Origin of the sequence: Amycolatopsis sp. NPDC005232, assembly GCF_040607795.1 — a bacterium.
Classification (GTDB): domain Bacteria; phylum Actinomycetota; class Actinomycetes; order Mycobacteriales; family Pseudonocardiaceae; genus Amycolatopsis.
Genome location: NZ_JBEXHL010000001.1, coordinates 165331 through 190360 on the forward strand (window position 1 = coordinate 165331; position 25030 = coordinate 190360).

A 25030-nucleotide genomic window follows, 5' to 3' on the forward strand; every position below is an offset into this window, starting at 1 on the left:
ACCATGGACACACCTCTGGCAGTCCGGGCTCGGGGAATCACCAAAAGTTTCGGCGAAGTCGTCGCGCTCGACGAAATCGATCTCGACGTCGCCCAGGGGCAGATCCACGGAGTGGCCGGGCCGAATGGCGCGGGCAAAACCACGCTGCTGGGTCTGCTGCTGGGCCTCGCCGTCGCGGACGAAGGCCGCCTGGAGATCCTCGACTCGCCCGTCGGGCGGACCCTGGACGCTCCCGGCGGCGTCGCCGGGTTCGTCGACGGCCCCGGCCTCTACCCCTCGCTCACCGCGCGGAAGAACCTCGCCGCGCTGGCCGCCCTGCGCGGCGGCGACACCCGCACCGCCGACATCGACGACGCGCTCGCCCAGGTCGGGCTCACCGACGTCGCCGACGACCGTGTGCGCGGCTTCTCCCTCGGCATGCGTCAACGGCTCGGCCTCGCCGCCGCCCTGCTCACCCGCCCGCGGCTGCTCGTGCTCGACGAGCCCGCCAACGGCCTCGACCCCGCCGGCAAGAAGCACGTGCACGGGGTCCTCAAGCGGCTCGCGGCCGAAGGCGCCACCGTCGTGCTGTCCAGCCACCGCATGGACGACCTCGAAGCGCTGTGCTCGGAGGTCACGATCATCGCGACCGGCCGCGTCGTCTTCACCGGCCCGCTGGGCAAGCTCTCTTCGGAGAGCCAGGAGCTCGACTACCGGCTCGTGACTTCCGATCGCGAGTCCGCGGGGAAGCTCGCCGCCGAAACCCCCGGCATCCGGCTCGGCGCCGAGTCCGGAAAGGACAGTGGCGTCCTCGTGGTGCGCGCGCTGGTGCCCGCTCTCGACGACCTCGTGGTGCGCCTCGTCCACGCGGGCGTGGCCCTTCGCGAGCTCGCGCCCGTGGTGTCCCCGTTGGAAGCCGCGTTCCTCGCCCTCACCGAATCCGAAGAGGCGCCCGAAACCGCGTCTCAGCAGCAGGAGTCCGCTCGATGACCGCGACCCTCACCGAACCCGGCACGCCGGGCACACCGGAAACCCCGACCGCACGCGAAGCACCTGCCTCGGTGGCCCGCGGCTACCGTTTCGAGCTGGTCAAACTCGTCTCCCAGTGGCGCGTCCGCCTGCTGGTGCTCGCCTGCTGGATCGCCCCGGCGCTGTTCGTCGCCGCGGTGAGCCAGCAGAGCGACCTGCCCGTGGACACCGTCTTCGGCCGCTGGATGAACGCCACCGGCTGGGCGGGTTCGCTCGTGATGCTCGGGTTCGCCGGCAGCTACGCGCTCCCCCTGCTCACGTCGGTGGTCGCCGGTGACGTGTTCGCGTCCGAGGACCGGCTCGGTACCTGGCGGCACCTGCTGGTGGCCGTGCGGTCGTACCGGCGGATCTTCGTGGCCAAGGTGCTGGCCAGCCTCACCGTGATCTTCGTACTCGTGGCCGGCCTGGCCGTGTCCAGCATCGTCGGCGGTGTGCTCGGCGCCGGCAACCATCTGCTCGTCGGCCTCGACGGGCACCTGCTCTCCCCCGGCGCCGCCGCCGGTCACGTGCTGCTCGCTTGGGTGTGCGCGCTGGCCCCGACGCTCGCGCTGGCCGCGGTCGGGCTGCTCGGGTCCGTCGCGCTGGGCCGGTCGCCGATGGGCCTGCTGCTGCCCGCCGTCGTCGCGCTCGGGATGGCGGTCGCTCAGCTGCTGCCGCTGCCGGTGGCCGTGCGGCTCGCGCTGCCGACGTACTCGTTCATCGCGTGGGAAGGGCTGTTCACCAGTCCCGCGCAAGCCGGGCCGCTGCTCGTCAGCATCCTCGTCTGTCTCGTGTGGACAGTCGTGGCGACCGCGCTGGCCTACTTCATGTTCCTGCGCCGCGATTTCACCAACCTGAGTTACGACGGCTCTGCCCGCCGCACGATCACCGCCGGCGCGCTGCCGCTGGTCGGGCTGATCGTGGTCGCCTTCGCGGTGATCGCCGTGGCCACGCCGTCGCTCGGCTCCGGCGTGACGCAGGACAAGGTGCAGCAGTCGCTTTCGACCACGTTCGCGCACCTCTACCGCCTGCAGACCGACGAACTGCACCGCCCCGCCGTGACCGAAGCCCAGCTCGGCGTCACGTCGGAGTGCCAGAAGGGCGGCGGCCTCGTCGCCCAGGAAGGACCGGGCAACGACTGGCGGTGTGTCGTCTCTTGGCATCTCCCCGGCGTCGAAGCGACTGGTCAGGCCATCTACCAGCTCGACGTCACCTCAGACGGGCGGTTCGTCGCCGACGGCGACGGGCCGAAGGAAGTGAACGGCTACTTCCAGGTGCGGACCCCGATCGGGGACCAACCCAACCCGCTGTGGCAGTTCGACGCCAGCGTCGAACTGCTGTCCAACACCCCGAAGGGATGACCCCATGCAGGTAACACGCCGCCGCAGGCGTGCAGGGAGAGCCAGGTCCGGCACCGGCAGATCGCGTCAGATCCGCCTGGTCACCGCCGGAACCGCCACGCTCGCCCTGGTCGTGACGGGCTCCGGCATCGGCACCGCGTCGACGCAGGAGTTCGGCCAGCAGCATGTCGGCCAGAACACCAAGGACGGGCTGGTCGTCTCGAGCGACCAGTACCTCGACCCGATCGGCGACCGGCTGGTCGTGAACGACGGCAAGATCATGGCGTCGAAGATCAGCCCGGACGGCACGCACCTCGCCGCGCTGACCACCGACGGCGACGCCGCGCTGACGATCGTGGACCTCAAGAGCTACAAGGTCCAGCAGCTGATCGGCACCTCGGCGAAGGTGAACCTCAAGATCGCCGGCAGCGACGTCGGCCAGGAAGGCCCGTCGTACTCCCCCGACGGCAAGTTCCTGTGGCTCGCCCAGACCGACGGCTACACCAAGTTCTCGGTGAACGCCGACGGCTCGCTCGCCAACCCCGTCTCCGTCAAGATCCCCGCCGACGGACCCAAGCACGCCCTGGTCGCCCAGGCGGTGTTCTCGCCCGACGGCGCCGTCGTGTACGCCGCCGTGAACGGCCAGAACCGCGTGGTCGCCATCAACGCGTCGACCGGCGCCGTCCAGCAGAGCTGGAACACCGGCATCGCGCCGCGCGACCTCGTGCTGGTGGGCAACAAGCTCTACGTCAGCAACGAGGGCGGCCGGATGCCGCTTCCTGGTGAGACGACGATCAACTCGTACAACACCCAGGTGCCGGCCGACCCGTTCACGGGTGCCTCCACCACCGGCACGGTTTCGGTGATCGACACCGCGAAGCCGGCCGCCGCCGTGGGGACCATCAACGTCGGGCTCCACCCGACAGCGGTGTACGCCAGCAACGGCACGGTGTTCGTCGCGAACACGTCGAGCAACAACGTGTCCGTGATCGACTCGGGCAAGGACAAGGTCACCCAGACCATCGCGACCCAGCCGTGGCCCGAGGCCACGGTCGGGTACGAGCCCGACGGCATCACGCTCACCAAGGACGGGCACCTGCTCGTGACGCTCGGCCGCGCCAACGCGATCGCCGTCTACAAGTACGCCAGCCCGAAGGAGCCGGCCAGCTACATCGGCCTGCTGCCCACGGACTACTTCCCGACCGCGATCGCCACGGTGGGCAAAGACATCGTCGTGTCCAACACCCGCGGCATCGACGCCCAGCGCCCGACCACGGCCGCCGGGCACGGCACGCACGACACGACGTCCAGCGTGCAGCGCTTCCAGCTGCCCGACGACCGGACGATCAAGTCGTACACGCCGAAGGTGTTCAAGCAGAACGGCTGGACGAACAACGCCGTCCAGGTGGCGAACGGCAAGAACAAGAAGCCCGTGCCGGTGCCGGCTCGCCTCGGCGACCCGTCCCCGATCAAGCACGTGTTCCTGCTCGTCAAGGAGAACCGGACCTACGACCAGGTCTTCGGTGACATCCCGCAGGGCAACGGTGACGCGGCGCTGGCACAGTTCGGCGAGAACGTGACGCCGAACCAGCACGCGCTCGCGCAGCAGTTCGGGTTGTACGACAACACGTACGACATCGGCACGAACTCCGCCGAGGGCCACAACTGGCTCATGCAGGCCGACGACCCGGAGTACACCGAGTCCTCGGCCGGCGAGTACCTGCGCAGCTACGACACCGAGGACGACGTGCTGGGCCACCAGGCCTCCGGCACGCTGTGGTCGGGCGCGGAGGCCGCGGGCAACACCGTCCGCGACTTCGGCGAGTTCCAGCAGTTCCTGACCAAGCCTTCGGGCGCGTCGTGGCAGAACCTGTACTGCGACAGCAAGAATATGGCCGCGACGGGTGAGCCCAGCGCCTACCCGCTCGTGTCGTCGTCGCCGATCCCGTCGCTCAACGACGTGTCGGTGCACGGCTTCCCGAAGTTCGACACCAGCGTGCCGGACGTCTACCGGGAGCAGATCTGGCAGCAGGACTTCGAGAAGAACGGTCCTGCGAACCTGAACATGTTCTGGCTGTCCAGTGACCACACCGGTGGTCCCGCGAACGCCGCCGCGCAGGTCGCGGACAACGACCTCGCCGTGGGCAAGATCGTCGACACGATCTCGCACAGCCAGTACTGGAAGGACTCCGCGATCTTCGTGGTCGAGGACGACTCCCAGGCCGGGCTGGACCACGTCGACGGGCACCGGGCGCCGATCCAGATCATCAGCCCGTACGCCCAGCAGGGTGTCGTGGACAGCACTTACTACTCGCAGATCACGATGGTTCGCACGATCGAGCAGATCCTCGGGATCCAGCCGATGAACCAGAAGGACAGCGCGGCCACCCCGATGGCGAGTGCGTTCACGAGCAAGCCGAACCTCACGCCGTTCAACGCAGTGGCGAACCGCACGTCGCTCACGGGCGGCCTCGCGACGCAGCCGTCGTGCGGTCCGGACGTGGTGGCTCCGCAGTTCGCGTCCGTCCAGCCCGACACCGCGGTGCCGGCGGACAAGCAGCAGGTCGCTTCGCAGTGGTCGGCGTGGCAGAAGAACCAGCGCCTCACCGGTCCGAACGCGACGGCGGACTACGCCAACCCCGCGCAGATGAACCACTTCACGTGGTACCAGACGCACGGGTTCAAGACCCCGTACCCCGGCGAGAACAAGGTCTTCTCGCCGGATCAGGTGCCGGGTGCGTACATCCCGTCGGCCGAGTCCGACGGCTGAGTCACTGATTGAGTCATGACACGGGCCCCTGGCCGGCATCACCGCCGGCCGGGGGTTCGTGCGTTCGGGACAGGAATCCCTGGCGATTCGGGCAGCCGTGCCCCGGTGCGGGCCCGGCGCTGGTAACGATGGGGGGATGACCGATCCCGTCGTCACCACCCCGTACGGCCGGGTGCGGGGCAGCGTGCGCGAAGGCGTCACGCGGTTCCTCGGCATCCCTTACGCGGCCGCGCCGTTCGGTGAGGCGCGGTTCCGGGCGCCGCGCGCCCGAGGCGTGGGACGGCGTGCGTGACGCGCTCGAGTTCGGGCCGACCGCGCCTTCGGTGCCGTTGCCGGGTTCGTTCCTCGCGGAGCCGGTGGTCGAGGGGCCGGCCTGTCTCAACCTCAACGTGTGGACGCCCTACCCGGACGCGGCCGGACTGCCGGTGCTGGTGTGGCTGCACGGCGGCTCGAACGTCACCGGTTCGTCGGCGATGCCGATCTACGACGGCGCCGCCTTCGCGCGGCGCGGGGTCGTGTTCGTGTCGGTGAACTTCCGGCTCGGCGCGGAAGGCTTCGCGCTGCTGCCGGACGCGGTCGCGAACCGCGCGCTGCTCGACCAGGTCGCGGCGCTGGAGTGGGTGCGCTCCGGCATCGCGGCGTTCGGCGGGGATCCGGACGCGGTGACGTTGTTCGGCACGTCGGCGGGCGCGGGCGCGACGCTGGCGCACGTGGCGATGGACCGCGGCCTGTTCCGGCGGGCGATCGTGCAGAGTGCCAGCGCGCGGGCCGCGCTTTCCGCGTCCGACGCGCTTCTGGTCACCGGCGAGATCGCCCGCGCGGCCGGCGTGGAGCCGACGGCGGCGGGGTTCGCGCGCGTCGAGCCGGAGCAGCTTGCCGCGCTGTCGACGGCGGCCGTCGCGGACCTCACGGCCGACCTCGACCCCGCTCGCTGGGGTGCGACGACCGTGGCCGCCGCGCAGCCGTTCCTGCCGGTGGTGGACGGGGAGGTACTGGCCGAACCGCCGTTCGACGTGGTCGTGCGCGGCGGTGGGGTGGATCTGTTGATCGGGACGAACGCCGACGAGCTGCTGGCGCTGGCCGGCGCGTCACTTCCGGGCGGTGTTTCGCACTCGGACGTGACGGAGCTGCTGGGGCGGCTGGGTCTTGCGGTCGAAGCCGCTCCTGAAGGGACCACGCCGGTCGAGCTCTACGCCGACGTGCTGACCGACTCCCTGTTCCGCCGTCCGGTCGCGGAGATCGCCCGGGCGCGGCCGGCTTTCGTGTACGAGTTCGCGTGGCCCTCGCCGTTGCCCGGAGTGGGCGCGGCGCACGGGCTGGAGCTGGGGTTCGTGTTCGGCAACCTCGGGTTGTCCGGTCTCGAAGGGCCGACGCCGCCGCGTGAGCTGGCGGATCGGGTGCAGGCGGCGTGGGTGGCTTTCACCACGACCGGTGACCCGGGGTGGCCGCGGCACGGCGAGGACGGAGGGGTGTTCGTGTTCCGGGCCTGACGGCCTCTGAAAAACCACGCGTTCGCGCGGGTGTGGATCGCCGTTACTGTCGGGTGCATGTCCGGCGCCGTGCTTCTCGCCGTCGACGAGAACGCGGATGCGCTGCGTGACGTCGACCGGGAACTGCGCGAGCGCTACGCGCGCCACTACCGCATCGTGAGCCTGGGCTCGGCGCAGGAAGCGTTGGCGCTGCTCGAAGAACTCGCCGCGGATCGTGAAGACGTCGCGCTCGTCCTTGCCGGTCAATGGCTTTCCGGTACGACGGGCAGCGAATTGCTGGCCCAGGCGCGCCGGCTGCACCCGCACGCGAAACGCGGGCTGCTGATCGCCTGGGGCGAATGGGGAGACCGGGCCACGGGCGAGGCGATCTTCGACGCGATCGCGCGCGGGCACATCGACCACTATGTGCTCAGGCCGCTGGCCGCGCCGGACGAGGTGTTCCACCACGCGATCTCGAACCTGCTGCTCGAATGGACCGAGCTGCGGCGCACGTCGCCCTACACGATCCACGTGGTCGGCGACTCCTGGTCCGGCCGGGCCTACCAGCTGCGGGAGGTCCTCGGGCGGTGCGCGATCCCGCACTCGTTCTCCCTGGCGGACTCGAACGAAGGACGTGCCCGCATCGCCCAGGCCGGGCCGGGCGAGCTCCCGATCGTCGTCTTCCCCGACGGCACGGTCCTGCGCAACCCCACCGACGCCGACATCGCCGTGGCCTCGGGCGCGCCGGTCAACCCGGACCGCATGGAGTTCGACCTCGTGATCATCGGGGCGGGCCCGTCCGGGCTGTCAGCGGCCATGTACGGCGCGTCGGAAGGATTCGGCACGCTGGTCGTCGACGAGGGCGGGCTCGGGGGCCAGGCGACGTCCAGTTCGCTGATCCGCAACTACCTCGGTTTCCCCCGGGGCGTCAGCGGCCGCCGGCTGGCGCAGCAGGCGTACGACCAGTCGTGGGTGTTCGGGGCGAAGTTCGTGTTCATGCAGCGGGCGGCCGAGCTGCGGCGCGAAGACGAGCTCTCGATCACGCTGTCCAACGGCACGCGGGTGCGGTCCCGCGCGGTGCTGCTCGCGCTGGGCGCCACCTACCACCGGCTGGGTGTGCCGGCCCTCGAGGCGTTGAACGGGGCCGGCGTCTACTACGGCGGTCCGGCTTCGGAAGCGCCCGGTGTCACCGACCGCGAGGTCTACGTCGTCGGCGGCGGGAACTCGGCCGGCCAGGCCGCGCTGTACCTGGCGCGGTACGCCGGCCAGGTCAAACTCGTGATCCGCGGTGAGTCGCTGGGGTCCGGCATGTCGCACTACCTCGCGCGGGAAATCGAGGTCACGCCCCGGCTCAGCGTCCGCCTCGCCACCGAGATCGTCGACGGAGGCGGCACCGGCTGGCTCGACCACCTCGTGCTTCGCGACCGCCGGACCGGCCGCTCGGCCACCGCCCCCGCCGACGCCCTCTTCGTCATGATCGGCGCGCACCCCCACACCGACTGGCTGCCCCCGGAGGTCGAGCGCGACGACCGCGGCTTCATCGTGACCGGCCCGGACCTGCGCGCCTGGCCGCTCTCGCGGGACCCGTTGCCACTGGAGACGAGCCTGCCCGGCGTGTTCGCGGCGGGCGACGTGCGGCACGGTTCGGTGAAGCGGGTGGCGTCGGCGGTGGGAGAGGGCTCGGTCGCGATCCAGCTGCTGCACCGGATGTTCGCGGCTGAGGCGTTGCGGCCGCGGGGACGTCCGCAGGAACCGGTGGAGCCGGTCGGGCGGTGAACCGTCTACTGTGGAGTGTTCCGCGCGGTGAATTCGCGGAACAACCGCACCAGCTCTCGCGGCTGCTCCTCCGGCACCCAGTGCCCGGCTTCGGCCACGACAGCGCCGGTGACGTCGTCGGCCAGCCGGGAGACCGACGCCTCGACCTCGGCGCCCCGGCCCCAGCCGCTCGCGCCACCGACGGCGAGCACCGGCACGGCGATCCGCTGTTCGGCGGCGCGCGCGGCGTTGTCGCGGGCGTCCTGGTCGATCGCGCGGTAGTACTCGAACCCCGCGCTCAACGCCCCGGGCTGCGTGTAGGTACGCAGGTATTCGGCGCGGTCGGCGGGGGTGATCACGTCGGCGCGGTGGCCGTAGTGGTCGTAGAACCAGCCGAGGTAGAGGTCTTCGCGCCCGGCGATCAGCGCTTCGGGCAAGCCGGGCGTCCGGTGGAACTCGTGGTGCCAGCGGCGGCCGCCCTGGTTGATGCCGGGACTGCCGTCGCCGGGGATCGCGACGTCGACGATGGTCAGGGTGCGCACGGGGCCGGGGAACTGCGCGGCGAGGGCGTAGGCCACGAGCCCGCCCCAGTCGTGCCCCATCACGTGGAACCGGCCGGCCCGCAGCTCTTCCCGCATCAAGCGGTCGATGTCCGACGCGACCGTGCGCGTGTCGTACCCGCCGGCGGGCCGCGAGGAGTCGCCGAGCCCGCGCAGGTCGGGGGCGACGATCGTGAAGTCGCCGGCGAGCAGGGGCAGCACGTGGCGCCAGCAGAACCACGTCTGGGGCCAGCCGTGCAGGAGCACCACGGGTTCCCCGTGCCCGGCCGTGACGTAGTGCAGGCGCACGTCGCCCAGGTCGGCGTGGTGGTGGGTGAGGCCGGTGGTCATGCGCGTTCCCCCTCGTCGGCCAGCCGGTAGGTCTCCGGTGCCAGCCGCAGCGCCACGAGCGTGACGACGGCCGTCAGCGCCACGAACGCCGAGATCGCGACCGTGGTGCCCAGGGATTGCAGCAGGGACAAGGAAAGCAGGGGCACGAGCCCGCCGAGCGCACCGGTGACCTGGTAGGCGATCGACGCGCCGGTGTAGCGCACCCGAGAGGGGAACAGCTCGGACAGGAACGCGCCCTGGGCCCCGTAGAGCACGCTCCAGGCGACGATGCCGGCGGCGAACGAGAGCACCACCGGCACCGCGGAACCCGTGTCCAGCAAGGGAAAGAACGCGAATGCCCAGCCGGCCATGAGCACCGCGGACACCGCGTAGAGCGGTCGGCGGCCCACGCGGTCGGACAGCGCGCCGGAGCCGAGGATCACCGGCACGGTGAGCACCGCGCCGATCACGGTGCCGTAGAGACCGTAGGAGCTGGGGATCTTCTTCAGGCTCACGTACGCCAGCCCGACGGTGGTGAAGACGTAGTAGCCGCCGAAGGACACCACCGTCACGCCGATCGCGAGCAGCAAACGTGCCCAGTGGCGGCGCAGGACCTCGGCCACGGGTGACTTCGCGGTGCTCTGGCGCACCTGCATCTGCTGGAACACCGGGGATTCCTCGACGGTGCGACGCAACACGACACCGATCACGATGAGCACGAAACTGAGCAGGAACGGGATCCGCCAGGCCCAGCTCGCGAAGCGGTCGCTGCCGGCGAGGCCGACGGTGCCGAGCACGACGCCGTTGGACAGCAACAAGCCCAGCGGTGAACCGAGCTGCGCGAAGCTCGTCGCCCAGCCGCGGCGGCCCTTCGCCGTGTGCTCTCCGATGAGCAGCACGGCGCCGCCCCACTCGCCGCCGACCGCCGCGCCCTGCAGCACGCGCAAGACCACCAGCAGTAGCGGCGCCCAGTACCCGATGGCCTCGTACGGCGGCAGGACACCGATCGCGACCGTGGCGCCGCCCATGATCACGAGCGTCAGCATCAACGTGCGTTTGCGGCCGATGCGGTCACCGAGGTGGCCAAACAACGCGGCCCCGAGCGGGCGGGCGAGGAAGCCGACGGCGAACGTCGAGAGCGCGAGCAGGGTCCCGACGCCGGGCGCGGCGGCCGGGAAGAACTGCTGGTTGAAGACCAGCGCGGCGACCGTGCCGTAGACGATGAAGTCGTAGAACTCCAGCGTGGTGCCGATCATGCTGGCGGCGACGACCTTGGCCGGGGCCGAGCCGGGCGGTTCGTCCTCGCCGGGTCTGTGTGGCGTGGGGGCCATGGAGGATTCGGGGTTCATGGTCGGTCTCCTCGTCGAGTACCGGCGATCTAGTGGGGGGTCGAATCGGAGTAGCCAGTGGTGCCGTGGGCGGGGTCGCGCATCGAGGCGAGCAGCTGGGCCGCGGAGTGGGCCATGATCTCGTCGAACGTGGCCTGGATCCGGGCGGGTTCGCGCGAGCGGATGGCGTCGACGAACACCAGGTGGTCCTCCGCGGCCATCAGCGGAAGGACCAGCGATTCGCCCATGCCGGCGTGGACCGAGAGCATCTGGGTCACGAGGTGCTCCCACGCCTGGGCGAGCGTGTTGTTGCCGGACAGCTTGCACAGCAGCCGGTGGAACTCGAGGTCGAGGCGGATGCGGTCTAGGAACGTGCCGGTGCGGGCGCGGTGCATCTCGTCGACGTGCCGCTCGAGCTGGTCCGCGTAGTCGTCCCACAGCGGTGAGCGCGCGATCGCCACGGCCGCGCGCCCTTCCAGCGCGGCGCGCACGTCGTAGATCTCGGTGATGTCGGCGGGGCTGAGCCGGCGCACGAACGTGCCGGTGCGCGGCCGCTGCACCACCAGACCCTGGTCGTGCAGCTCGCGCAGCGCCTCGCGGACGGTGCCGCGGCTGACCTGGAACCGTTCGCTGAGCGCGTTTTCGACCAGCGCGCTGCCCGCGCCCAGCTCGCCGGAGGCGATTTCGGCGCGGAGGCTGTCCACGAGCTGCTGGCGCAGCGTCCGCCGTTCGAGGAGCCCGCTCATCGGGTGTTCCCGTGGTAGGCGCTGTTCGTGTTGACGCTGTAACTCTTCTCCGCCGACCAGCCGCCGTCGACGGGCAGCACGGCTCCGGTGATGAAGCCGCTTTCCGGGCCGGACAGGAAAGCGACGGCGTCGGCGACGTCCCGGGCCGTGCCGCCCGCGCCGAGCGGCACGACGGCGGTGAGCGAGTCGACGAAGTCCTGGTCGTGGTAGTAGCTCTCGGTCATCGGCGTGCGGATCGTGCCCGGCGCGACCACGTTCACGCGGATGCGGAAGCGGCCCAGATCCGTGGAAAGGTTGCGGGACAGGCCGATGACGCCGTGTTTGCTCGCGGAGTAGGCCGGGCGGTTGCTGATGCCCGTGAGGCCGGCGACCGAGGCGATGTTCACGATGGCGCGGGGTGTTCCGTCCTTTTCGGACACCGCGCGGCGGGCGAACTCACGGCAGGTGAGGAAGGTGCCGGTGAGGTTGGTCGCGAGCACGTCGTCCCACTCGGCCAGCGTGATGTCGAGGATGTTGACGATTTCGCGAACGCCGCCGCTGTTCACGAGCGTGGCCACGGTGCCGAGCTCACTTTCGGCCTCGGCGAAGGCGGCGGCGACGGAACCTTCGTCGCGCAGGTCGCAGTGCAGGCCGAGGTGGCGCTGCCCCGGGCCGCGGGGCAGCTCGGCGGCGGCCGCGACGGCGTCACCGCGGTCGACGAGCACGACGTCGTCTCCGCGCGCTGAGAGGCGGGCGCCGATCTCGCGGCCGAAGCCGCCGGCTCCGCCGGTGACGAGGGTGACGGTCATTTCGCCTCGCTCTCGAACTCGGCGATGCCGAGCACGCGTTCGTATTCGGCCAGCGGCATCAGGGTGCTGAGGACGCCGCGAGTGGACCCCTCGTCGCGGATCGCCCGCAGGACCGTGCGGGCGGCCTGCGCGTACGCGAGCGTGGTGGACAGGCACATGATCGCGATCTTGTAACCCAGCTCGCCGAGCTCGGCCGTGTCCCGCAGCGTCCAGGGCCAGACCTCGAACGCGTCGAACAGCAGCGGGACGCCGGGCAGCAGCTTCGGCAGCCGGCGCACCTGGTCCTCGGACCGGACATCCTCCACCATCACCAGGTCGGCGCCCTCCTCGGCGAACGCCTCTGCCCGCCGGAGGGCTTCGGCCTCGTCGCCGAGGGCGAGCGCGTCGGTGCGGGCGATGATGAGGAAGTCGGGGTCGGTGCGGGCCTTCAAGGCCGCGCGCAGCCTCGCGATGGCGTCGTCGAAGGGGACGATCCGGACCCCCTCCATCGCACCGCAGCGCTTGGGCAGGTCCTGGTCCTCGAGGTGGATGCCGGCGACGCCCGCCGCCTCGAACTCGCGCACCGTACGCGCGACGGCGTGCCTGTCGCCGTACCCGGCATCGGCGTCGGCGAGAACCGGGAGCGCGACCGAACCCGTCACCCAGCGTGCCCGCTCGGTCATCTCGTGCCGGTCGGCGAGCCCGACGTCCGGCCGCCCGAGCAAGCCCGCGGAGGCCGCGTTGCCGGACAGGTAAACGGCCTCGAACCCCTCGTCCTGCGCGATCCGCGCCGCGAGCGCGTCATGACACCCGGGGGCCACCACACATCCGGGCCGCGCGAGGAGCTCTCGCATCCGCGCTCGAACGGCGCGAACTTCGTGATCACTGCTGGTCACCATGGGGCTCACTGTCATTGCTCGACGGTGAGGCAGTCAACTGTCGATTGTCGGACGATGGACATCGGCAGGGTGGTGACCGCGGAGGTGGTCAGTGGCGGCCGGTTTCACGCGTCGCCGCGGTTCCCAGGCCCTGTTCGTACGCGCCGAAGCCGAACCGAACTCCGTGTAGAAGTCCACGATCTCGTCCAACAGTGGCCGGTTGGCCGCGGGCTAACAAGCCCGCGCTGTATTGATCTTTTCTTCAGACGTGAGGAGTGAGCGAGTACTCGTTGCCCTCGGGATCCGTGGCGTCGGCGGGCTCGCTCGGCGCCGGCGTGCGCAGGGCGGGGCGAAGGCGGTTGCGGCCGCGTTGGGGCTCCGTCGAGAGCAGGAACTCGATCGCCGGTCCGCGGGCCGAGGGGCTGCGCAGGCCGGTGATCTCCGCGTGGGTCGACGTCACCGGCCATCCGATCAACGCCGACCAGAAGGCGGCGAGGCGGGCCGGGTCGTGGGAATCGACGACGAGCGCGGCCAGTGCGCCCGTGTCGGCGTACTCGGGCCGGGGCTCGAGTACGCAGAACTCGTTGCCCTCAGGATCGGCGAGGACGACCCAGGGCACGTCACCCTGACCGACGTCCAGGAGGCGCGCACCGAGCATCCGGGCGTGCGCCACCACCTCACGCTGGCGGTCGAGGGTGCGGCTGGACAGGTCGAGGTGGAGCCGGTTCTTGTGCGTTTTGGCGGCCGTCTCGGGGACGAAGGCGAGGGCGAACTCGCAACCGTCGGTGTCCGGGGGCCGTACGACCGGGCCGTCCTGGCGCCAGCCGAGCAGCGCGGCCCAGAACCCGGCGAGGGCGAGGGGCCGCGCTGCGTCGACGGTGAGGCGATCGACGGTGAAGCTGTCGACCGGCCGGCTGGGCGTGCTCATGAGCCGACGGTAGCGGCGACCACCGACAGGAACCGGGGAAGCTTCCCCACTTTCCGGTTCTAGCGGGTGGCCAGCCGCAGCAAGGCCCAGAGTTGGGCGGCCAGGTCGTGGCCGCCCGAGGAGACGACGGCGGTCGGGGCGGCGCGGCCCCACAGCCAGAGGTAGACGTTGGCCGGGTCGCCGCTGACGAGTTCGTCGGCGGACTGGGCCTCCTCGGGCGAGCAGCGCCACGCGTCCATGGTTTCGGGGCCGGCGCGGGCGATCCAGCTGTGCCCGCCGGTCCGGATGCCGACGGTGCCGTGGCGGGTGCCGGTGAGGCCGAGCAGGGCGAGCTTGTGGCCGAAGTACAGGGTGAGGGCCTCGTCGACGCCGTCGGTGGCGAGGTCGGCGGGCACAGCCGGGTGGTCGACGCCGGCGGCGCGCTCGGCGTCGACGCGGTGGACGAGCGTTTCGTGGAGCGTGCGACGGCGCCAGAAGCCGTAGGTCGGGTCGGCAGCCCACCAGGTGGCCGCGTGGTCGGCCGGGTCGTGGGCGGCCAGTTCGGCGATCAGTACGTCGCGGCCCGAGGCGTAGTACTCCGCGACCGTTTCGTCCTGGCGCGGCATGCGCTGCCACTGCGCGGGCTTGTGGCCCTCGCGCAGCCAGCCGAGGGTGACGCGGTGGACGCTGCCGACGTGGCGCAGCAGCTCCCCCAGCGTCCAGCCGGGGGCCGTGGGCACCGGCGCCTCGGCCGACGCCGCGTGCGCCACCTCCCCCAGCACGCGCGCTTCGATCTCCAGCGCTTCGAGCAACCGGCCGTGGTCGACCGGACCGAGCTCACGCGACATGGGCTTGGCCGGAGATGGGCAGGCCGTGGACGAGCCGGCGGACCAGCTCGAGGAACAGACCGGTGGCGCGCAGCAGGTTCGCGGCCGACTCGGCCGTGACCTTTCCGGTGATGCCGGCCTCGGCGGCCGCGCGCGTGGCCGAGTTGGCCGCGAAGAAGGCAGACCACTCCTGCAGCTCCGGCGCCACGGCGTCGAGCAGCACCCAGCCGCTGGCGGGACGGCCGCGGCCCCGGCGTGGCCGACCGCGCACGGCGAGCACCGCGGCCGCACCGCGCAGAGCCGAGAGGTAGGCGCCGATGAACCGCTCGGCGGGATCACGTTCGTTTTCGGCGTCGGCCAGACCACGCTTGGCCTGGGCGAGCAGGGTGGCCGCCGCCGGGGGTGCCGGCGGGCGCAGCGACAGGGGCAGCTGGGGCTGCCCGGGGTCAGGGGACACGACCGAGACGGACATGACGACCCTCCTCCCGCTCGGGCGAGTCCGGCAGGTACCCGGCTGCGGGGCGCTTCCCCCGCCCCTCGCCGGGCACCTGCCGGTGAACACTCACCGGATGTCGAACGTCTGTTCGAACGATTTCCAGAGTAACCCCCGGTGCCGCGTTCTCTCAACCCCGCCGGTGGAATCCGGGGACGTGGTGCGGGACACGGTGCCGTTGGCGTGATCTCATAACCGGATGAGCTCCCTCGACCATCCCGCCGTCGCCAAGGTCACAGCCGCCCTGAGCGAAGCAGGCCAGCAGGCCGCCGCCGAGGGTGTGCGCGTGCTGCCGGCCGAGGTCCGCACCGCGGCCCAGGCCGGCGAAGCGCTCGGGGTCGAGGTCGGCGCGATCGCCAACAGCCTCGTGTTCCGCGCCCGCACGGCCGGTGGCGAGGAGACGGCCCTGCTCGCCCTGACCTCCGGCGCGCACCGAGCCGACCCGGCCCGCCTGGCCGCGCTCGCCGGCCTCGCCGAGGTGGGCAAGGCCGACGCGGACTTCGTGCGTGAGCACACCGGCCAGCCCATCGGCGGCGTCGCCCCCGTCGGGCACCCCCGGCGGCTCGTGACACTCGTGGACACGGCCCTGCGCGCGTACGACGAGGTGTGGGCCGCGGCCGGGCACCCGAAGTCGGTGTTCCCGACGACGTTCGACGGGCTCGTCGAGCTGACCGGGGGCACCCCGGGCGCGCTCGCGGCGGGAGTGGAGGATGGACAGCCGTGACCGCCATGTCCTCCGGGTGTTCCCGATACGTGCAGTTGTCCGCGGACGAGTTCCGCACACGCCTGCCCGAAGCCCTGGCCATCTACGTGAAGGCCATGCAGTACCCCGAAGGCACGGCCGAGCAGCGTGCGCCGATGTGGCTCACCCACGCGTTGCGCGAGGGCTGGCGCTGCGTGGCCGCCCTCGACGCCGACGACGTGCTGCTCGGCCTCGCCTACGGGTACAAGGGCCGCGCCGGGCAGTGGTGGCACGAGCAGGTGCGCCACGGCCTCACCCGCCGCTCCGGCCCCGAGGAGGCCGAGCGGTGGATGAGCGACTACTTCGAGCTCACCGAGATCCACGTGCGCCCCGAGAGCCAGGGCAAGCAGATCGGCGAGGATCTGCTGCGCCGGCTGCTCGATGGCGTCCCGAACGCCCACGTGCTGCTGTCCACGCCCGAAGGCACCAGCCGGGCGTGGAAGCTGTACCGGCGCACCGGCTTCCTCGACGTGCTGCGCGACTACCAGTTCACGGGCGACCCGCGTCCGTTCGCGATCCTCGGCCGTCCGCTGCCGCTCGACCCGAAGTAGGTTCCGGGCGCCAGTAGCCGACGGCCAGCGCCGCGGTCAGGAGAGCCGCGCCGCCCCAGGCCTGCGGGCTCAGGTGCTCGTGGAGGAAGGCGACGGACAGGATCGTCGCCGTGAGGGGTTCGAGCAGCGCCGAGAGCGCGCCGAGCACAGGGTGGGCCGTGGTGAGGCCCTTGAAGTACGCGGCGTACGCGAGCGCCGTCGGCACGACGCCGAAGTAGACGGCGACGAGCAGCACGTCGGACCGGGCGGGCAGTGCCATGCCCAGCGTGAGAGCGGCCGGGGCGAGCAGGAGGCCGCCGGTGAGGCAGCCGTACGCGGTGGTGGCCAGGGGGTCGTCGACCGGGCGCGTGGTAAGGACGGCGAACCCGGCGGCCGCAGCGAGGGCCAGGACGATGGCTGCTTTGGACGTTTCGACGTGCGGCTCCCAGGACAGCAGCACCAGGCCGATCAGCGAGCCGACGACCGACAGCACGGTCCAGGACCGCGGTGCCCGGCGCTTCCGGATCGCCGTGGCGATGGTGAGCATGACAGGCGCGGCGCCGATGGTGGTCATGGTCGCCGTGGCGACCGACCCGAGCGCGACGGCGGCGAAGTAGGTCGTCTGGAAGAACGCGAACAACGCGCCGACGACGAGCACGCGCCTGATTTGCGTGCGCGTTCGCGGAATCCCCTTGCCGGACAACGCGATCGCCGCCGCACCCCCCAGCAGCAACCGATACGCGGCGACGGCCAGCGGGTGCAACCCGGCGAGCTGCCCGAGCAACGACCCGGCCAACCCCCGGTCCCCCACAACACCCCGGCGACGACGAGCGCGACCGACCCGCGGGCGCGCTCGGACAGGACAACAGACATGGACAACGCTCCAGCGTCGAAGGATTTCGGACATCGACGACACGGGGCGGTTTTTCGTGCAGTTTCGTGCAGCACTGATCAGCCGCGGAGTCCTGTGGCGGACTCACGCGGCGGACACCACCCCGCTCAGCGCGCGGGGGGCGGGGTGACGAGGAAGATCCGGTGCACGGGCGGGAGTCTAGGGGCAGCGGCGATGGTGGGGCCATGGGTTTTGGGGTGGAGGAAGGGAAGACGGCACTTGTAGCCCTATTGCAAGGCCACCACCCGCGGCGGACATCCCCCGCCCTCCCCGAGGGGGCGCGCCCATGTCCATTCTATCGGCCCCCGCCGACAAAACCCGGCGTCGAGCCGATCTGGGGCCGAGCTGTCCACAACTCGAGGCAGCTGTGGACAACTCGGGAACTCGTTACTGTGCAAGGAGAAATCCGACCGGCTGAATAGGGAAGACCAGCGATCGTCCGGCCCTGAGCCAGCCGCCGAAGTCAGCTCGTCGAAACCAGCCGCTCCCACAGCGTGTTCAGCTCGAGGAAACCGACTGCTCCCGCACTTCGCGAACATGCGCGGAGTGCGGGAGCGGGGAAGCGACTCAGTTCAGCAAAGCCAGCTGCTCCCGCAACGTGTCCAGCCCCATCCCGCCCATCTCCAGCGCCCGCGTGTGGAACTGCTTGATGTCGAACGCGTCCCCCAGCCGCCGGCGAGCGTCGTCGCGGGCGGCGAGCCAGAGGCGTTCGCCGAGTTTGTACGCGGGGGCCTGGCCGGGCCAGCCGAGGTAGCGGTCGATCTCGTCGCGGACGTGGGCCTGGTCGGTGATGGTGCGCGTGAGCAGGAACTCCAGGCCGAGGTCCGGGGTCCAGCGCGATCCCTCGTGAAAGCCCGTGCCGCGCGGGATTTCCAGTTCCAGGTGCATGCCGAGGTCGACCACGACGCGGGCGGCGCGGAACAGCTGCTCCGAAAGCATCCCCAGCAGGTTGCCGTCGTCGGAGAGGTAGCCGAGTTCCTGCATGAGGCGCTCGGAATACAGTGCCCAGCCCTCGCCGTGGGCGGAGATGAAGGTCATGAGCCGCTGGTACTTGTTGAGTGACGCGGCCTGGTTGACAGCCGTCGCGATCTGCAGGTGGTGGCCCGGCACGCCCTCGTGGTACACAGTGGACACTTCGCGCCAGGTGGTGAACTCGTCCTTGTCCGCCGGCAGCGACCACCACATCCGACCCGGACGAGTGAAGTCCTCGCTCGGCCCGGTGTAGTACGCGCCGACGCCACCGCCCGGCGGGGCGATGCGGCACTCCAGCGCCATCAGCCGGTCGGGGATGTCGAAGTGCTTGCCGCGCAAGGACTTCAGGGCCTCGTCGGACAGCGACTGCATCCAGGCCTCGAACTGCGGACGCCCCTGAACGCGGTAGCGCGGGTCGGCGTCGAGCGCCGCGGCGGCTTCCGCGACGGACGCGCCCGGACGGATCCGCTCGGCCACCGCGCGCATCTCGGTGTCGATGCGGGCGAACTCGTGCCAGCCCCACTCGTACGCCTCGCGCAGATCCAGCTCGGCACCGATGAAGTAGCGCGACCACAGCCGGTAGACGTCCTCGCCCACGGCGTCCTTGGCCGGGGCCCTCGGCGCGAGCTCGGCGCGCAGGAAGCCCGCGAACTCCGCGAACGCCTCGTCGGCCGCGCGGGCGCCCGCCCGCAGGTCGCCGGACAACGCAGCACCCACCTCGCCGGCGCTGCCCACGAGCCCGGTGAAGAAGCTCGGCCCCTCGCCGAGGCCGGCGTAGGTCTCGCACTGCTCGGCGACTTTGCCCACCTGCCGCAGCGCCGACACGCGCCCCGCGTCGGCCGCGGTCAGCAGCGAAGCGCGCACCCCCGCGAGTGCGTCGGGCACCTTCTTCAGGCGGGCCGCGATGTCGGCCCACTGCTCGGGCGTGTCCATCGGCATCAGGTCGAACACCATGCGCAGGTCCTGCACCGGACTCGCGATCACGTTCAGCGCGGCGACGTCGAGGCCGGCGTCGTGGATCTCCACGTCCAGGCCCACGCGCTCGGTGAACACCGCCTTCGCGACCCGCTCCCCCGCGTCGGCGGGCTCGGCGGCGGTGACCTCCGCGAGCGCCTTCGCCGCGAGCGCGGCCCGGGCCGCGTGGCCGGCGGGCGAGTAGTCGGTGAGCTGGTCGTCGTACCCCGCGACGCCGAGCATGGTGGCAGCGACCGGGTCCACGGCCGCGTAATCGTCGACGTACCGGTCGGAAATCCCGTGCACGCTGTGTTCGGTGGAAGCCATGGGCCGAACCGTACCGGCCTGGGCCCTGCCGGGGGTACGGACTTACGCGCGCGCCGGCACGAGCCCGAGGCGCGTCACCACCTCGCGCGTGGCCTTGGAGCGGTTGAACGTGTAGAAGTGCAGATCCGGCACGCCTTCGGCGATCAGTTTCTCACCCAATTCGGTGACAGCGTCGATCCCGGCCGCGCGGAACGCCTTCGGGTCGTCCGAAAGGGGTTCCAGCCGGTCGAGCAGCCGCTGCGACGCGGGCGCGCCGGAGAGCTTGATCGTGGTGTGCAGGGTGCGCAGCGTGGTCAGCGGCATGATGCCGGGCAGCACCAGCGCGTCGCAGCCCGCGGCGGCCACGCGGTCGCGCAGCCGCAGGAAGTCCTCGGCCTCGAAAAACAGCTGTGCGATGGCGAAATCGGCCCCGGCGCGGAACTTCCGCACGAGGTACTTGGTGTCCGACTCCAGATCCGGCGACCGCGGGTGGCCGTAGGGGAACGCCGACACGCCGACGCAGAAGTCGCCCAGTGAGCGGATGAGCTCCACCAGCTCCTCGGCGTAGGTCAGGCCTTCGGGGTGCGGCACCCAGTCGCCGTAGACCTCGCCGGCCGGGTCGCCGCGCAGCGCGAGGATGTTGCGCACGCCGACGGCCGCGTACCAGCCGATCACGTTGCGCAGCTCCGACACCGAGTGGTCGACCGCGGTCAGGTGCGCCATCGGGCAGAGCGTGGTCTCGGTGGCGACGCGGGCGATGCTGCGGATCGTGCCGTCGCGGCTCGAGCCGCCCGCGCCGTAGGTGATCGACATGTACGCCGGGTCGAACGGCTCGAGCTCCCGGATGGAGCGCCACAGCACAGCCTCGTCGGCCTCGTCGCGGGGCGGGAAGAACTCGATGGAGAACCGGGGCCCGTCCCCCTGCAACCGCTCGATCACCGACGTCATGAAAGGACATGTTAGTGGGCGGAACCGGACGCTGGGAGCCGCGGCGCGTGGCCTTGGCCACGGGTACCGTCGGACTCGCACCCTCCGGCGAGGAGCCAGTCATGAGCCGCGAAGACGACACCGCCTGGGACGAAGACGTGCGAGTGGCCGTGTACCAGGCCTTCGCCGCCCACGGACGCGCGCCCACAGCACCGGAGCTGGCCGACGCGGCCCACGGTTCGCTCGCCGTGGCCAAGCAGGCGCTGCACCGCCTCGCCGACGCCCGCCACCTGGTCCTCGACGAGTGCGAGCACGTGGTGCTGGCCCACCCGTTCGCGGCGATTCCGCTGGGTTTCTCCGTGATGGGCGAGCGCACGCTGTGGTGGGGCGGCTGCGCGTGGGACTCGTTCGCGATCCCGCACCTGGTGCGCGCCGAGCCCGAAGTGCTGATCGCCACGCGCTGCCCGTGCTGCACTGAGCCCACGGCCCTCGTCGTGAGCCGCGAAGCGCCGCCGGAAGGGCCGCAGGTCGCCCATTTCCCCGTGCCGACGGCCCGGATGTGGGACGACGTGCGCCACACGTGTTCCGTGCAGCGCCTGTTCTGCGGCGAGTCCTGTGTGGACGAATGGACCGAGCGCACGGGGATGGAGAAGGGCGCCGTGCTCGACCTCCCGGCTCTGTGGCGCCTGGCCGAAGGCTGGTACGCCGGGCGGCTGGAGTACGGCTACCAGCGCCGGGAACCGGCCGAAGCCGCCGCGTACTTCACCGCCGCCGGGCTGCCCGGCGAGTTCTGGACCGGCTGAGCGGGCCTGACGTCGCGACTCACCCGTTCGACCGGGTGAGCCGAGACCGCGGGCGGTTTCCGGCCGCGCTCGCCTGGCCCCGGAGATCCCGCATCACGTCGGCGGGCGGGACCCGGCCGCCGATGCCCACCACCAGGACGACGCCAGGCCGGGGGGCCTGAGCACACGCGGGCCCACCGTGACCGGTGCGAGGGCGGTCAGCCGCATCCGGCGTCTCGTGCGCCACATCGGGGGCACCCGGCGCGACCGGCCGAGCCCGCGCCCCGGAGAATGGCGGCATGGACGCGCCCGGTTTCGACGACGATCTGCCTGCCCACGTCGAGCGTGCGCTGACCGCGTTCCTCGACCGTGCGGGCGACGAGATCGTGCGCACGGAGCCGAGCGTCGCGGCGGGCATCGACGTGCTGTCGGGCTTCGTGATGTGCGGCGGCAAGCGCATCCGGCCGACGTTCGCGTGGTGGGGCTGGCGCGGAGCCGGCGGGGCGGCCTCCGGGGAAGCCGCCGAGGGCGCGCTGCAGGTCGTGGCGAGCCTCGAGCTGATCCAGGCGTGTGCGCTGATCCACGACGACCTCATCGACTCCTCCGACTCGCGCCGCGGCAACCCGACCGTGCACGTCGCGTCGGCCAAGGTGCACGCCGACCACGGCTGGCTGGGATCGCCCGCGACGTTCGGGCTGGCCACGGCGGTGCTCGTCGGCGACCTCGCGCTCGCGTGGGCCGACGACATGTTCGCCGAGGCCCCGCTTCCCGCCCAGACGCTGGCGAAGGCCCGCCCGGCCTGGCGCGCCATGCGCACGGAGGTCCTCGCGGGCCAGTACCTCGACGTCCGCACGCAGGCCGTCGGCGACGCGTCGCCCGAGGCCGCGCTGCGCATCGACCGGCTGAAGACCGCCGCCTACACCGTGCAGCGCCCGCTGCACCTCGGCGCCGCCCTCGCCGGGGCCGACGACCGGCTCGTCGACACGCTGCTCGAGTTCGGCGGCGACGTCGGCGTGGCGTTCCAGCTGCGCGACGACCTGCTCGGCGTGTTCGGCGACCCGTCCGTGACCGGCAAGCCCGCGGGCGACGACCTGCGCGAGGGCAAGCGCACCCTGCTCGTAGCCCTGGGCCTGCAGCTGGCCGACGAGCGGGGCGACCGCACCGCCGCCAAGGTGATCGCCGGCGCCATCGGCAAGGCCGACCTGTCCAACACGGCCGTCGACGCCGTGCGCGAAGCCCTGACCGGCGTCGGCGCCGTCGACGCCGTGGAACACCGCATCGACGACCTCACCGCCTCGGCGATGGCCGCCCTCGAGCGCGCGCACCTGGCCGAGCCGGCTCCGGCCGCGCTGGCCGACCTCGTCGGCAAGGCGACGCGGCGGACCTCGTGACCAAGACCGTCTCCGGACCCACCGACCACGTGGTGGTGGTCGGAGCGGGGCTGGCCGGTCTTTCGGCGTCGCTGCACCTGCTCGGCGCGGGCCGCCGCGTGACGCTGCTGGAGCAGGGCAAGGTGCCGGGCGGGCGCGCCGGGCAGCAGGACTTCGGCGCCAACGCCGTGGACACCGGCGCGAGCGTGCTGACCATGCCGGAACTGGTGGAGGAGGCGCTGCACGCCGTCGGCGAATCGCTGGCGGACACGTTGCCGCTCACCCAGCTCGACCCCGCCTACCACGCCCGCTTCGCCGACGGCAGCACGCTCGCGCTGCGCACCGACGGCGACGCGATGGAGGCCGAGATCCGCGCGTTCGCCGGCCCCGCCGAGGCCGCCGGTTACCGCGCGCTGCGGCGCTGGCTCACCGACCTGTACGCGGCGCAGAAGGACCACTTCATCGGCGCCAACTTCGATTCACCGCTCGACCTCGCGCGCCCGGAGCTGGTGAAGCTCGCCGCGCTGGGCGGGTTCGGGCGGCTCGGCCCGAAAGTCGCGCGGTTCCTGCGCGACGAACGCGTGCGCCGGCTGTTCTCCTTCCAGGCGCTCTACGCCGGACTGGACCCGGCGCGGGCGCTCGGCGCGTACGGCGTGATCGCGTACATGGACACCGTCGGCGGCGTCTACTACCCGCGCGGCGGCATGGGCGCGGTCGCGCGCACGATGGCCGCGGCCGCTGCGAAAGCGGGCGCCGACCTGCGTTTCGGCACCGAAGCGGCGTGGCTGGAACGCGTGTCGTCGCGGGTGCGGGCCGTGCGCACCCGCTCGGGCGAGCGGATCGAGTGCGACGCGGTGGTGCTCGCCACCGAGCTCGGCACCGCGTACCGACTGCTGGGCGCCCGGCCCAGCCGGGTGCTTCCGCTGCGTTACTCGCCTTCGGCCGTGGTCCTGCACGGGCGCGCGAAACGGTCGTGGCCGCAGCTCGGGCACCACACGATCTTCTTCGGCCGCGCCTGGGACCGGACGTTCGCCGAGATCGTGCGCGAAGGCCGGCTGATGAGCGATCCCTCGCTGCTCGTCACACGTCCCACCGCGACGGAACCGGGGCTGGCGGGCGACGGCGGCGAGATCGTGTCGGTGCTCGCGCCCGCGCCGAACCTGCGCCGCGGCCGCATCGACTGGCCGCGCGTCGGCCCCGCCTACCGCGCGGAACTGCTGCGCACGCTGGAATCCCGCGGGCTCACGGGGTTCGCCGACGAGTTCACCGTCGACGAGGTCGTGACCCCCGCAGATTGGGCCGCGCGCGGAATGTCCGCGGGCACACCGTTCTCGCTGGCCCACACGTTCACCCAGACCGGCCCGTTCCGCCCCGCCAACCTCGTGCGGGCCGCGGGCAACGTGGTGCTCGCCGGCAGCGGCACCACCCCCGGCGTCGGCATCCCGCCGGTGCTGATCTCCGGACGTCTCGCCGCGGAAAGGATCACCGGCCGGTGACAGAACTGGACGCCGCCGGCATCTCGGACCCCGGCCTGCGCGCCGCGTACACCGAATGCCGCCGCATCAACGCCCACCACGGCCGCACGTTCTTCCTCGCCACCCGGCTCCTGCCGGCGCGCGCCCGGCCGGCCGCGCACGCGCTGTACGGCTTCGCGCGCATGGCCGACGAGCTCGTGGACAACCCCGAACCCGGCACCGATCCCAAGGCGGCACTGGACAACGTGGCCGGGATGGTCGACGAGGTCTACGACGGGGGCGCGCCCGCCGATCCGGTACTGGCCGCGCTCGCCGACACCGTGCGCCGCTACGGCATCCGGCGTGAGCTCGTGGACGCGTTCCTGCACTCGATGCGGATGGACCTCACCGTCACCGAGTACGCCACGTACGCGGATCTGGCGGAGTACGTCCACGGTTCGGCGTGTGTGATCGGGCTGCAGATGCTGCCGGTGTTCGGCACCATCGGTCCCTTGGCGGAAGCCGAACCCGGCGCCGCGGCGCTCGGGGAAGCGTTCCAGCTGACGAATTTCTTACGGGATATCGGCGAAGACCTCGACCGCGGCCGGCTTTACCTTCCGGCGGAAGAACTTTCGGTGTTCGGCGTGGATCGCGAACTGCTGGTGGAAGCACGACGGAGCGGGCTGCCCGACCCGCGCGTGCGGCGCGCGCTCGCCGTCGCGGTATCGCGCGCCCGCGCGGTGTACCGGCGCGCCGAAGCCGGAATTCCGTTGCTGCGTCCCGAATCCCGGCCCTGCGTGCGGACGGCGATCACGCTGTACGAAGGCATCCTCGACGAGATCGAAGCGCTGGACTACGACGTGCTCAACCGGCGCGCGGTCGTCGGCAAGGGCCGCCGGCTGGCCGTGGCGTTGCCGCAGCTGCTCACCGTGTGGGCCCGCGGCCGCGTGCGTAGGCTCTGAGCC

At 71.7% G+C, this 25030-nt stretch carries 20 protein-coding genes and 2 pseudogenes; 11 read left to right on the top strand and 11 right to left on the bottom strand.

Annotated elements, in window-relative coordinates; genetic code table 11:
• The first annotated feature begins 3 nt into the window (after positions 1–3).
• From ABZU76_RS00785 to ABZU76_RS00805, 5 genes and pseudogenes are all read left to right on the top strand, one after another.
• Positions 4–969 carry an ABC transporter ATP-binding protein gene (locus tag ABZU76_RS00785; RefSeq protein WP_354863736.1) on the top strand — a complete coding sequence of 322 codons (966 nt, stop codon included), beginning with the start codon at positions 4–6 and terminating at the stop codon, positions 967–969.
• On the top strand, positions 966–2348 hold the full coding sequence (locus tag ABZU76_RS00790) for an ABC transporter permease (RefSeq protein WP_354863738.1): 1383 nt from the start codon (positions 966–968) through the stop codon (positions 2346–2348). Before ABZU76_RS00785 ends, ABZU76_RS00790 begins: the two co-directional genes overlap by 4 nt.
• A 4-nt stretch (positions 2349–2352) precedes the next feature.
• Positions 2353–5097, top strand: a complete 2745-nt coding sequence (locus ABZU76_RS00795; protein WP_354863740.1) for an alkaline phosphatase family protein — start codon at positions 2353–2355, stop codon at positions 5095–5097.
• A 136-nt stretch (positions 5098–5233) separates the two neighbouring features.
• Positions 5234–6587: pseudogene (locus tag ABZU76_RS00800) on the top strand (carboxylesterase family protein).
• 57 nt (positions 6588–6644) lie between these two features.
• Complete coding sequence (locus tag ABZU76_RS00805) at positions 6645–8342, top strand: FAD-dependent oxidoreductase (protein WP_354863742.1); 1698 nt, start codon at positions 6645–6647, stop codon at positions 8340–8342.
• A 5-nt stretch (positions 8343–8347) separates the two neighbouring features.
• Here ABZU76_RS00805 and ABZU76_RS00810 read toward each other — a convergent pair whose 3' ends face one another.
• The 8 genes from ABZU76_RS00810 to ABZU76_RS00845 form a co-directional block, all read right to left on the bottom strand.
• Entirely contained in the window at positions 8348–9211 is an 864-nt protein-coding gene (locus ABZU76_RS00810; RefSeq protein WP_354863744.1) for an alpha/beta hydrolase, read from the bottom strand.
• Entirely contained in the window at positions 9208–10539 is a 1332-nt protein-coding gene (locus ABZU76_RS00815; RefSeq protein ID WP_354863746.1) for an MFS transporter, read from the bottom strand. The genes ABZU76_RS00810 and ABZU76_RS00815 overlap by 4 nt, the downstream gene beginning before the upstream one ends.
• Before the next feature lie 29 nt (positions 10540–10568).
• Positions 10569–11264, bottom strand: coding sequence for a GntR family transcriptional regulator (locus ABZU76_RS00820; RefSeq protein WP_354863748.1), 696 nt, complete (start codon positions 11262–11264; stop codon positions 10569–10571).
• The gene (locus tag ABZU76_RS00825) at positions 11261–12052 is read right to left on the bottom strand and encodes an SDR family oxidoreductase (protein ID WP_354863750.1); all 792 of its coding nucleotides are present in this window, start codon (positions 12050–12052) and stop codon (positions 11261–11263) included. The genes ABZU76_RS00820 and ABZU76_RS00825 overlap by 4 nt, the downstream gene beginning before the upstream one ends.
• A complete protein-coding gene (locus tag ABZU76_RS00830; protein ID WP_354863752.1) occupies positions 12049–12885 on the bottom strand; it encodes an isocitrate lyase/PEP mutase family protein in 837 nt (278 codons plus the stop codon). The genes ABZU76_RS00825 and ABZU76_RS00830 overlap by 4 nt, the downstream gene beginning before the upstream one ends.
• Positions 12886–13171: 286 nt before the next feature.
• Positions 13172–13837: a VOC family protein gene (locus ABZU76_RS00835; RefSeq protein WP_354863754.1), complete on the bottom strand. Its 666-nt coding sequence runs from the start codon at positions 13835–13837 to the stop codon at positions 13172–13174.
• Between the two features lie 59 nt (positions 13838–13896).
• On the bottom strand, positions 13897–14664 hold the full coding sequence (locus ABZU76_RS00840) for a maleylpyruvate isomerase N-terminal domain-containing protein (protein ID WP_354863756.1): 768 nt from the start codon (positions 14662–14664) through the stop codon (positions 13897–13899).
• Entirely contained in the window at positions 14654–15115 is a 462-nt protein-coding gene (locus ABZU76_RS00845; protein WP_220238062.1) for an SAV_6107 family HEPN domain-containing protein, read from the bottom strand. The genes ABZU76_RS00840 and ABZU76_RS00845 overlap by 11 nt, the downstream gene beginning before the upstream one ends.
• A gap of 220 nt (positions 15116–15335) precedes the next feature.
• Here ABZU76_RS00845 and ABZU76_RS00850 point away from each other — a divergent pair, with 220 nt between their 5' ends.
• Positions 15336–15860: a YbaK/EbsC family protein gene (locus tag ABZU76_RS00850; RefSeq protein WP_354863758.1), complete on the top strand. Its 525-nt coding sequence runs from the start codon at positions 15336–15338 to the stop codon at positions 15858–15860.
• Positions 15857–16429, top strand: a complete 573-nt coding sequence (locus ABZU76_RS00855) for a GNAT family N-acetyltransferase (RefSeq protein WP_220238060.1) — start codon at positions 15857–15859, stop codon at positions 16427–16429. The genes ABZU76_RS00850 and ABZU76_RS00855 overlap by 4 nt, the downstream gene beginning before the upstream one ends.
• On the opposite strand, the pseudogene ABZU76_RS00860 reads toward ABZU76_RS00855, so the two are convergent.
• From ABZU76_RS00860 to ABZU76_RS00870, 3 genes and pseudogenes are all read right to left on the bottom strand, one after another.
• Positions 16368–17281: pseudogene (locus tag ABZU76_RS00860) on the bottom strand (EamA family transporter). The gene ABZU76_RS00855 and the pseudogene ABZU76_RS00860 overlap by 62 nt on opposite strands.
• Before the next feature lie 586 nt (positions 17282–17867).
• Complete coding sequence (locus tag ABZU76_RS00865) at positions 17868–19553, bottom strand: DUF885 domain-containing protein (protein ID WP_354863760.1); 1686 nt, start codon at positions 19551–19553, stop codon at positions 17868–17870.
• A gap of 42 nt (positions 19554–19595) precedes the next feature.
• Positions 19596–20480, bottom strand: coding sequence for a methylenetetrahydrofolate reductase (locus ABZU76_RS00870; RefSeq protein ID WP_220238058.1), 885 nt, complete (start codon positions 20478–20480; stop codon positions 19596–19598).
• 101 nt (positions 20481–20581) lie between these two features.
• Here ABZU76_RS00870 and merB point away from each other — a divergent pair, with 101 nt between their 5' ends.
• The 4 genes from merB (at position 20582) to ABZU76_RS00890 (ending at position 25027) form a co-directional block, all read left to right on the top strand.
• Positions 20582–21262: an organomercurial lyase gene (merB, locus tag ABZU76_RS00875; RefSeq protein WP_354863762.1), complete on the top strand. Its 681-nt coding sequence runs from the start codon at positions 20582–20584 to the stop codon at positions 21260–21262.
• A gap of 278 nt (positions 21263–21540) precedes the next feature.
• A complete protein-coding gene (locus ABZU76_RS00880) occupies positions 21541–22632 on the top strand; it encodes a polyprenyl synthetase family protein (protein ID WP_354863764.1) in 1092 nt (363 codons plus the stop codon).
• Entirely contained in the window at positions 22629–24107 is a 1479-nt protein-coding gene (crtI, locus tag ABZU76_RS00885) for a phytoene desaturase family protein (protein ID WP_354863766.1), read from the top strand. Before ABZU76_RS00880 ends, crtI begins: the two co-directional genes overlap by 4 nt.
• Entirely contained in the window at positions 24104–25027 is a 924-nt protein-coding gene (locus tag ABZU76_RS00890; protein WP_354863768.1) for a phytoene/squalene synthase family protein, read from the top strand. The genes crtI and ABZU76_RS00890 overlap by 4 nt, the downstream gene beginning before the upstream one ends.
• The last annotated feature ends 3 nt before the right edge of the window (positions 25028–25030 follow it).